Below are 9,047 nucleotides of genomic sequence, written 5' to 3'. Positions count from 1 at the left end.
CGCCGCGCGCCGGTGTCGGTGCCGGTGCCGGTGCCGGTGCCGGTGCCGGTGGATGAGGCGCCAGCGCGGGTAGCGCTGACCGAGGCGCCATCACACATCGCGCTGATCAAGACGCCAGCGCCGGCAACCGTGCCCGAGGCGCCAGTACCGGGAGAACCCGGCCTGATCGCTGACTGGATGAGCTTCTTCAACCAGCCCGGCGCGCGGCAGTGGACCTGGCTGCTGCTCAGTGCTTTCCCGTTCATCGGTGCGGCCTGGCTGTACCTCAAGCCGCTGATGCTCGACCAGGGCCTACCGATGCAGCAGGTGGCGTGGCTGGTGGGCATTCTGGGTGGCGCCACCGGCGCGCTGTTCAGCCTGATCGGCGGGCGTTTGATCGGCGTGCTCGGCACGGGCCGGGCCATTGTCCTCTACCTGCTCGCGGCCCTGCTGGCGTTGCTGCTGCTCACCGTCACCGTCTGGCTGCAACTGGGCACTGCCTGGTTGATCGCCAGCACCGTGGCACTGGCGGCGAGCATGGGCGCGGTGTCGGCCCTGATGTTCGGCCTGACCCTGTTCTTCAGCCGGCGCCAGCGCACCGCCAGCGATTACGGGCTGCAATCGAGCCTGTTCGTGATTCCCCGTCTGGCGGCGCCCGTGGCCGCCGGGCTGTTGCTCGACCGGCTGGGCTACAGCGGCATGCTCGTCTGCCTGAGCGCGGGCCTGTCGCTGGCGCTGCTACTGGCCTGGCGAGTGCGCCAGCGCATTGCTGGCAGTGCCGAATCATTGCTGCACAGCGACCGCCACGTGGATGTCGCCAGCGTTTCACTGCTCAGTGGGGAAAGCCTTGAACCGCACGCTGCGGCGGGAGCGCAAGACCGCACCGTAGCGGTCATTCAAGGCCGCACGGTAGCCTCCACCCCTACCACGCACAGTGCGCCTGACTCAAACACTGGAGCGCTGGAGGGTCGCCACAACCGATAGGTGCAAACGCCAATCACGACACGAATGAATTTTCTTCCATGCGGCCACTTGAGAAACAATTTCGTTTACCATTGTTTCCAAATATGTAGCCGTACGCGAGGAACTACCCGCATGACGATCCGCCCGAATTCGCTGATGCGCACCCTGGCCGCCGCCGTGCTCGGCCTGGCCCTCGGCGCCCCCGCTGCCATGGCCGCCGACCCGGTCACGCTGACCATGTACAACGGTCAGCACAAGGAAATCGGCGACGCCATCGCCAAGGCCTACGAGGCCAAGACCGGCATTCACATCAACATCCGCAAAGGCAGCAGCAACCAGCTGGCCAGCCAGATCATCGAGGAAGGCGATCGCTCGCCGGCCGACATCATCTATACGGAAGAATCGCCGCCCCTGAACAACCTGGGCGAGCTGGGCCTGCTGGCCAAGATCGACCCTGCCACCCTGGACATGCTGCCCAAGGAATATGTGGCCGCCAACGGCACCTGGATGGGTGTCACCGCGCGTACCCGCGTGGTGGTGTTCAACCCGAAGAAGATCGACGAAAAGGACCTGCCGCAGTCGGTCATGGACTTCGCCGATCCGCAGTGGGAAGGCCGTGTAGGCTTCGTGCCTACCAGCGGTGCGTTCCAGGAGCAGGCCGTGGCTATCCTGAAAATGCACGGTCGCGAAGCGGCTGAAGACTGGCTGACCGGCCTCAAGGCCTTCGGCAAGACCTACACCAACAACATGGTCGCGTTGAAGGCCGTGGAAAAAGGTGAAGTGGCTGCGGTGCTGGTCAACAACTACTACTGGTACGCCCTGGAGCGCGAGCGCGGCAAGCTGGATTCCAAGCTCTATTACCTGGCCGACGGTGATGCCGGTGGCCTGGTGACCATCTCCGGTGCGGCGGCGGTCAAGGCCAGCAAGCATCCCAAGGAAGCTCAGGCCCTGCTGAACTGGATGGCCAGCGAGGAAGGTCAGCGGGTCATCACCCAGACCACCGCTGAGTATCCGCTGCACAAAGGCATGGTCTCTGACCGTGGCCTGAAGCCGTTCGAAGACCTGCATCCGCCGAAAATCACCCCGGCAGACCTCGGCAATGCCGAAGAAGCACTGGAACTTGAGCGTGAGGTCGGTCTGCTCTGATGACTGCCGCCCTGCCGACCACGGCTACCCTGCGTTACGTCCCCAAGCGCAAGCGCCCCTCGATCTGGGTGATCCTGCCTGTGCTGTTCCTGGTGGCGATGAGCCTGTTGCCGTTGCTGTACGTGGCCATGAAAGCCTGGGAGGCCGGCTGGCGGGAAGCGTTGCACCTGCTCTGGCGCCCGTTCGTATGGGGGCTGTTGCGCAACACCTTGCTGCTGATGGTCGGCGTCACTGCGGTGTGCATGGTGGTGGGCATGGCGCTGGCCTGGTTGCTGGAGCGCAGCGACCTGCGCGGCCGGCGCCTGTGGGGTGTGGTGCTGTGCCTGCCCTTTGCGGTGCCGTCGTTCGTCAGCAGCTTCACCTGGGTGTCGCTGAGCGCTGACTTCGAGGGGCTGGGCGGGGCGATCCTGGTGATGGCGCTGTCGAAGTACCCGCTGGTGTTCCTGCCGGTGGCTGCTACCTTGCGTAACGTCGACACCTCGCTGGAAGAGTCGGCGCGCACCCTGGGCTGCAACCGCTGGGGGGTGTTCTTCAAGATCACCCTGCCGCTGCTGTGGCCGGCGATGCTGGGCGGGGCGCTGTTGATCGCCCTGCACATGCTGGTGGAATTCGGCGCGCTGTCGATCCTCGGCCTGCAGACCTTCACCACGGCGATCTACCAGCAGTTCGAGCTGGAGTTCAGCAACGCCAACGCGGCCATGCTCTCGGCGGTGTTGCTGGCGCTGTGCCTGATCATGCTCTGGCTGGAGCTGCGCGTACGCGGCAAGGCCCGGCATGTGCGCATCGGCCAGGGCGTGGCGCGCCGTGCCGCGCCCATACACCTGCGTGGCTGGGCGCCGTTGGCGCAGGCGTTCTGCCTGGGCCTGGCCATTCTGGGCAGCGGCATTCCGCTGGCGATGCTCGGTTACTGGCTGAGTGTGGGCTCTTCGGCCGCCTTCCCGGTCGCGGAAATCGGCACGGCACTGCTCACCTCACTGTCGGTGTCACTGGGCGGCGCAGCCTTCTGTGTGCTGCTGGCGCTGCCGATCAGCTTTCTGGTGGTGCGCTACAAGGGGCGTCTGGCGATCTGGGCCGAGCGCCTGCCCTACCTGCTGCACGCGCTGCCGGGCCTGGTGATCGCGCTGACGCTGGTGTTCTTTGCCCTGCATTACGTGCCGGCGCTGTATCAGACCACGGCGCTGCTGATCCTGGCCTATGCGCTGCTGTTCCTGCCGCTGGCGCAGGCGCCGGTGCGTACTGCGCTGAACAAGGCCTCGCCAACCCTGGAAGAGGCCGCTCGCACGCTGGGCGCCAGCAGCCTTGCAGCGTTCTGCCGAGTGACCCTGCCGATCATCTTCCCTGCGCTGGCAGCTGCGTTTGCCCTGGTGTTCCTCGACGCCATGAAGGAGCTGACGGCAACCCTGCTGCTCAGCCCGACCGGCATGACCACGCTGGCCACCGAGGTGTGGTCGCACACGGCCAACGTCGAGTTCGCCGCAGCGGCGCCCTATGCAGCGTTGCTGATCGTGGTATCGGGGTTGCCGGTGTACCTGCTGACCACGCGGATGTACCTGAACCGCGCCTAGCCGGCACGCGTGAGCACTGCCCACCCTGCCGCTGCTTGCCGTTGAAGCACGGTTCGAGACGCCTGAACCGCCTCGAACGGCTTCGCGCCTCACGCCTTGAACTGCCCCAGGCTCGCCCGCAACTGCGCCGCCAGGTCATCCAGCACCTTGCTGCTGGCCGTGGTCTGCATCACCACCGCAGCCGAGCGCTCGGCTTGGGCATGGATAGTCTCCACCCTGCCCCGCACGGCCTGCGCACCGCTGGCTTGCTGTTCGGCGGCGCGGGTGGCCAGGCCGATGGCGGCGTGCACCTGTTCCACGGCGACCTGCACCGACTGCTGACGGCGCTCGTTGTCGCGCAGCACTTTCAGGCCCTCACTGGCTTTGAGGCCAGCCTGGCTGATCGTCGCCACGGCATCCTTGGCACCTTGCTGCAATGCGGTGATGTGCGCCTGAATGTCACCGGTGGAGCTTTGTGTCTTGCTTGCCAGCGCCCGCACTTCGTCGGCCACCACGGCAAAGCCACGCCCGGTTTCCCCAGCGCGCGCCGCTTCGATGGCGGCGTTCAGGGCCAGCAGGTTGGTCTGCTCGGCAATGCCGTGGATCACCGTCAGCACCACCTCGATCTGCTCGCTCTGCCGGGCCAGGCGTTCGATCACCTGGGAGCCGGAGTCCACCTGGCCAGCCAGGTTTTCGATCAGGCCTGCCAGCTGGGTGGAGCTGCGGCTGTTTTCGTCAGTGGCCTGGCGGATGTCCACCACCTGCTGCAACGCCGCCTGCATGGCCTGGCTCTCGGACTGCGCTTCGTCAGCCATGCTCGACAGGTCGCGCAGGCTGGCGGCCACTTCATCGCGCTGCAACGCCGCAGCGGTGTCGGCACCGGCATTGCGTTGGGCCATGGCGTCGATCTCGACGCCGGTGCGCTGCGCCACCTCACCCGCCTCGCGGACAATGGGCTGCAGCTTGTCGATGAAGCGATTCACGGCCGAGGCCATGTCGCCCAGTTCGTCGCGGCTATCGAGCGGCACGCGGCGAGTCAGGTCGCCCTCACCTGCTGCCAGGTCATCCAGCGCACCAATCAACAGGCGCACTTTGCTCAGCACGCGGCGGCCAAGCACCACGGCCACCAGCAGCAACACACCCAGGCCGACCAGTGCCAGCATCAGGCCAATCCGCCAGCGCAGCTCTGACGCCGCACTGGCCACCGCCTGAGCCGTATTGGCTTGCATGCCCGCGGCACTGGACTGCGCTTTTTCCAGACGCTGGCGCAGCACGTTGCCACTGTCGGCTGCCGCGCCGCCCAGACTGTCCTCGACCAGTTGCTCACCACTGGCGATCAGCGCATTGAAGCGTTGGTCGAGGGCGGTGAGCTGCTGGTCGATCGAGGCCGTGGAAACGCCCAGCAGCACCTTGCCGATCTCGGCGCCATTGGGATTGATCGAGGCCTCCACGAAATACACCGCAGGATCACGGCGCGCCGCGTCGATCACCTTGTCCAGCGCGCGCTCGCCCTGGCCCTTCTCGATCAACGCCTGGTTGATCGGGTTCTGCCGGTTCAGGTAGCGGGTCAGGTGCTGGCCCTGGGCATCGTCATAGACCACGAACAACACATTGGGATTACGCTGGGCGCGTCGGGCGAAGTCCGACAGCACGGGCACATCGCTGTCCCAGATGGCGCGCGGCGCCACCGAGGCGAGCAACTCGGCCATGTCGTTGGCCGACTCCTTCAGGCTGTTCTCCAATGTGGTGCGCAACTGCTGCTGCTCGCTCTGCAAGCGTGCAGACAAGCCGGCACTCAGGCGCTGCTTGGTGCTGCTGGACAACCCGTCCAACCCCGAACGCACCTCCTGGCCAGCCTGTTGCAGCTCGTTGGCCAGGGTGGCGCTGTCGCGACCGAAGCGCTGCTCAAGGTCAGCCTCCAGATCGCTCACGGTGCTGCGGGTCAGCACCACTGCGACCACCACTTGCAGCAACAGAGCGATACCCAAGGCAACAAACACAGGCCGCAAGAGGCGGCTTCGTAACAATGAGAGGATGGCAGACACGGTGTATCCCTCGTGTTTTCTGGCGCCACTATTTTGATGGCATCTACAGAAATTTCTTACAGCAAGGGTTATGCCGGTACTGGGGTCATTTCCACCAAGGTCTAGGACTTGTCCGATAAGCCACTCTGCAGCACGGGCTTGGCCAGGCATAAAAAACGCCGCGCCCCCTTGGCAGGGGCGCGGCGTTTGTTGATCAGCCAGGGCTGATCAGGCGAACGGATGACGCAACACGATGGTTTCGTTACGGTCCGGGCCGGTGGAGATGATGTCGATCGGCGCGCCAATCAGCTCCTCGATGCGGGTGATGTAGGCCCGCGCATTTGCTGGCAGACCGTCCAGGCTCTTCACGCCCAGGGTCGACTCGCTCCAGCCTGGCAGCGTTTCGTATACCGGCTGCAGACCGATGTAGCTGTCGGCGTCGGTCGGTGCTTCGATCACATCGCCTTCGGCGCTCTTGTAGCCTACGCAGATGTTGATGGTTTCCAGGCCGTCGAGCACGTCCAGCTTGGTCAGGCAGATGCCCGAGATGCTGTTGACGTCGATGGCACGACGCAGGATGACGGCATCGAACCAGCCGCAACGGCGGGCACGGCCGGTGGTCGAGCCGAACTCGTGGCCACGCTTGGCCAGGGTGGCGCCGGTGTCATCGAACAGCTCGGTAGGGAACGGACCGGAACCCACGCGGGTGGTGTAGGCCTTGGTGATGCCGAGGATGTAGTCGATGTACATCGGGCCCACGCCAGAGCCAGTGGAGATACCGCCGGCGGTGGTGTTGGAGCTGGTGACGTACGGGTAGGTGCCGTGGTCGATGTCCAGCAACGAGCCTTGGGCGCCTTCGAACATGATGTCCTTGCCGGCGCGGCGCAGCTGGTGCAGTTCGGCGGTGACGTCGAGCATCATCGGCTTCAGCTGCTCGGCGTAGACCATGCACTCGTCCAGCGTCTGCTGGAAGTCGATGGCCGGCTCTTTGTAGTAATTGACCAGCTGGAAGTTGTGGTAGTCCAGCAGCTCACCGAGCTTGGCGGCAAAACGCTCGCGGTGGAACAGATCACCGACGCGCAGGCCACGGCGGGCGACCTTGTCTTCGTACGCTGGGCCGATGCCACGGCCAGTGGTGCCGATCTTGGCTTCGCCACGGGCTTTCTCGCGGGCCTGGTCCAGGGCCACGTGGTACGACAGGATCAGCGGGGCAGCCGGGCTGATGCGCAGGCGCTCGCGCACCGGTACGCCTTTCTCTTCCAGCTTGGTGATTTCGCGCATCAGCGCGTCGGGCGCCACCACCACACCGTTGCCGATCAGGCACTGCACGCCTTCGCGCAGGATGCCGGAAGGGATCAGGTGCAGAACGGTTTTCTCACCGTTGATCACCAGGGTGTGGCCAGCATTGTGGCCGCCTTGGTAGCGCACTACGGCAGCGGCATGTTCGGTGAGCAGATCGACGATCTTGCCTTTGCCCTCATCACCCCACTGGGTGCCCAGGACGACGACATTCTTACCCATGATACTTGTCCTCATTCGCAAACTTGGTGCCGGCCACTGCCGACGCAGAAACTAAAGGGCGAGCGGCAGTACCTGCCAGCGCCCGTCTTGCTGAATCAATTGCCGATCGCAATCGGCCTCGCCCGCGGCACTGAGCGGCTGACCCGGCAGCGCCTGGACCACCCGCTGACCTTCGCTGCGCAGCTGGCAGACCTGCTGCCACAGCGCGCTGTCGCCGCTGTCGGGCATCCAGATGCCACCGGTTGGCATGAGCACTTCGGCCCGCCCCAACGTGACCAGTGTCTTGAGGTCGGTGGAGAAACCGGTGGCCGGACGTGCGCGGCCGAAATCCGCACCGATGTCATCGTAGCGACCGCCCTGGGCGATCGACTGCCCGACGCCGGGGACGAACACGGCGAACACGACACCGGTGTGGTAGTTGTAGCCGCGCAGCTCGCCCAGGTCGAAGTACAGTGGCAGCTCGGGGAAACGCGCCGCCAGGCGGTCGGCGATGGCCAGCAGGTCATCCAGTGCCGCCAGCACGCTGGCCGGGGCACGACCCAGGCGTACGCGGGCCTCATTGAGCACTTCACGGCTGCCGCACAGCTCGGTCAGCGACCGCAGCATGGCGCTGAGGTCAGGCTGCAGGCCGGTGGTGAGCACATGCACTTCATCGACGGCCTTGCGTTGCAGGGCATCGAACAGTTGCTGTTCCAGCGTACCGGACAGCCCGGCAGCGCGGGCCAGGCCGCGGTAGATGCCGACATGGCCGAGGTCCATGTGCACATCGGCGACATCGGTCAGTTGCAAGGTGGCGAGCATCAGGCTGATGACTTCGACATCACTGGTGGGGCTGGCATCACCGTACAGCTCGGCACCGAGCTGAATGGGGCTGCGCGAGGTCGACAGGGCACGCGGTTCGGCATGCAGCACGCTGCCGGCGTAGCACAGACGGCTCGGGCCTTCACGCCGCAGGGTGTGGGCGTCGATACGCGCAACCTGCGGCGTGAAGTCGGCACGAAAGCCCATCAGGCGACCCGACTGCGGATCGACGACCTTGAAGGTACGCTGGTCCAGGTCCTGGCCGGCGCCGGTGAGCAGCGATTCCAGGTACTCGATATGCGGGGTGACGACCAGTTCGTAACCCCAGCTCTGGAACAGGTCCAACACCTGGCGCCGCGCGATTTCAATGCGAGCCGCTTCAGGTGGCAGTACTTCCTCGATGCCATCTGGCAGAAGCCAGCGGTCTACCGTTGCCATTACGCCATTTCCCCTCTGGTCCGGGCGGTCTGCCCACGGGCAGCCTTGAGTAAAGCAGGCGTCGGCACGCAACAGCGGGCAGCACTGATCCCAGCGCAGCCACCGTACCAACACCCTGTGAATACGTTGCATCCTGACGAAACAGGCCCTGCGCATCACGCGAATGGACCTTGCAGACGCAAAAAAGCCGGGAATTTCCCGGCTGCCTGATCATACACCCCTTTTCAATCAGGATGCACCCCGCCAGGCGCTTTAGCTGCCCAGCGGGGTTAGATCGCTTACGGCTTGCTCTTGTCCAGATACCGGAAGAACTCGTTCTTCGGATCCAGGACCAACACGTCGCTCTTGCTCGAGAAGCTCTCGCGGTAGGCCTGCAGGCTGCGGTAGAACGCGTAGAAATCAGCGTCCTGGCCGTAGGCCTTGGCGTAGATGGAGGCCGACTGGGCGTCGCCATCACCGCGGGTTTCCTCAGCTTCGCGATAGGCCTCGGCCAACAGCACGCGGCGCTGACGATCAGCGTCGGCACGGATGCCTTCGGCCAGCTCGTTACCTTTGGCGCGGTGCTCACGGGCCTCACGCTCACGCTCGGTGCTCATGCGGTCGAACACGCTGCGGTTGACTTCCTTGGGCA

The 9,047-nt window shown here is 65.1% G+C and carries 5 protein-coding genes and 3 pseudogenes; 3 read left to right on the top strand and 5 right to left on the bottom strand.

Features of this window, described 5'->3' with window-relative positions; translation table 11 throughout:
• The 3 genes and pseudogenes from RT028_RS18770 to RT028_RS18760 form a co-directional block, all read left to right on the top strand.
• Nucleotides 1-963, top strand: a pseudogene (locus RT028_RS18770) (hypothetical protein); the annotation flags it as partial.
• A gap of 111 nt (nt 964-1,074) precedes the next feature.
• Entirely contained in the window at nt 1,075-2,088 is a 1,014-nt protein-coding gene (locus tag RT028_RS18765; RefSeq protein WP_312936770.1) for an extracellular solute-binding protein, read from the top strand.
• Nucleotides 2,088-3,653: an iron ABC transporter permease gene (locus RT028_RS18760; protein WP_312936769.1), complete on the top strand. Its 1,566-nt coding sequence runs from the start codon at nt 2,088-2,090 to the stop codon at nt 3,651-3,653. The genes RT028_RS18765 and RT028_RS18760 overlap by 1 nt, the downstream gene beginning before the upstream one ends.
• Before the next feature lie 89 nt (nt 3,654-3,742).
• Here the strand turns inward: RT028_RS18760 and RT028_RS20425 are convergent, their stop codons facing one another.
• From RT028_RS20425 to RT028_RS18740, 5 genes and pseudogenes are all read right to left on the bottom strand, one after another.
• Nucleotides 3,743-4,447, bottom strand: a complete 705-nt coding sequence (locus RT028_RS20425) for a methyl-accepting chemotaxis protein (RefSeq protein WP_409567307.1) — start codon at nt 4,445-4,447, stop codon at nt 3,743-3,745.
• Nucleotides 4,448-4,648: 201 nt separating this feature from the next.
• Nucleotides 4,649-4,795, bottom strand: a pseudogene (locus RT028_RS20420) (hypothetical protein); the annotation flags it as partial.
• A 1,089-nt stretch (nt 4,796-5,884) separates the two neighbouring features.
• Nucleotides 5,885-7,177 carry an adenylosuccinate synthase gene (locus RT028_RS18750; protein ID WP_312936765.1) on the bottom strand — a complete coding sequence of 431 codons (1,293 nt, stop codon included), beginning with the start codon at nt 7,175-7,177 and terminating at the stop codon, nt 5,885-5,887.
• Between the two features lie 51 nt (nt 7,178-7,228).
• Nucleotides 7,229-8,416 carry an ATP phosphoribosyltransferase regulatory subunit gene (locus RT028_RS18745; protein ID WP_312936762.1) on the bottom strand — a complete coding sequence of 396 codons (1,188 nt, stop codon included), beginning with the start codon at nt 8,414-8,416 and terminating at the stop codon, nt 7,229-7,231.
• A 278-nt stretch (nt 8,417-8,694) separates the two neighbouring features.
• Nucleotides 8,695-9,047, bottom strand: a pseudogene (locus tag RT028_RS18740) (protease modulator HflC); the annotation flags it as partial.

The sequence above is a fragment of the Pseudomonas sp. genome (assembly GCF_032058845.1).
Lineage (GTDB): Bacteria > Pseudomonadota > Gammaproteobacteria > Pseudomonadales > Pseudomonadaceae > Aquipseudomonas.
This window is presented reverse-complemented; position numbering and strand designations above follow the sequence as displayed.

What these genes read in the sequence shown, in the direction of transcription:
- RT028_RS18765 (WP_312936770.1), top strand. Translation starts at nt 1,075, where the DNA reads ATGACGATCCGCCCGAATTCGCTGATGCGCACCCTGGCCGCCGCCGTG.
- RT028_RS18760 (WP_312936769.1), top strand. Translation starts at nt 2,088, where the DNA reads ATGACTGCCGCCCTGCCGACCACGGCTACCCTGCGTTACGTCCCCAAG.
- RT028_RS20425 (WP_409567307.1), bottom strand. Translation starts at nt 4,447, where the DNA reads ATGGCTGACGAAGCGCAGTCCGAGAGCCAGGCCATGCAGGCGGCGTTG.
- RT028_RS18750 (WP_312936765.1), bottom strand. Translation starts at nt 7,177, where the DNA reads ATGGGTAAGAATGTCGTCGTCCTGGGCACCCAGTGGGGTGATGAGGGC.
- RT028_RS18745 (WP_312936762.1), bottom strand. Translation starts at nt 8,416, where the DNA reads ATGGCAACGGTAGACCGCTGGCTTCTGCCAGATGGCATCGAGGAAGTA.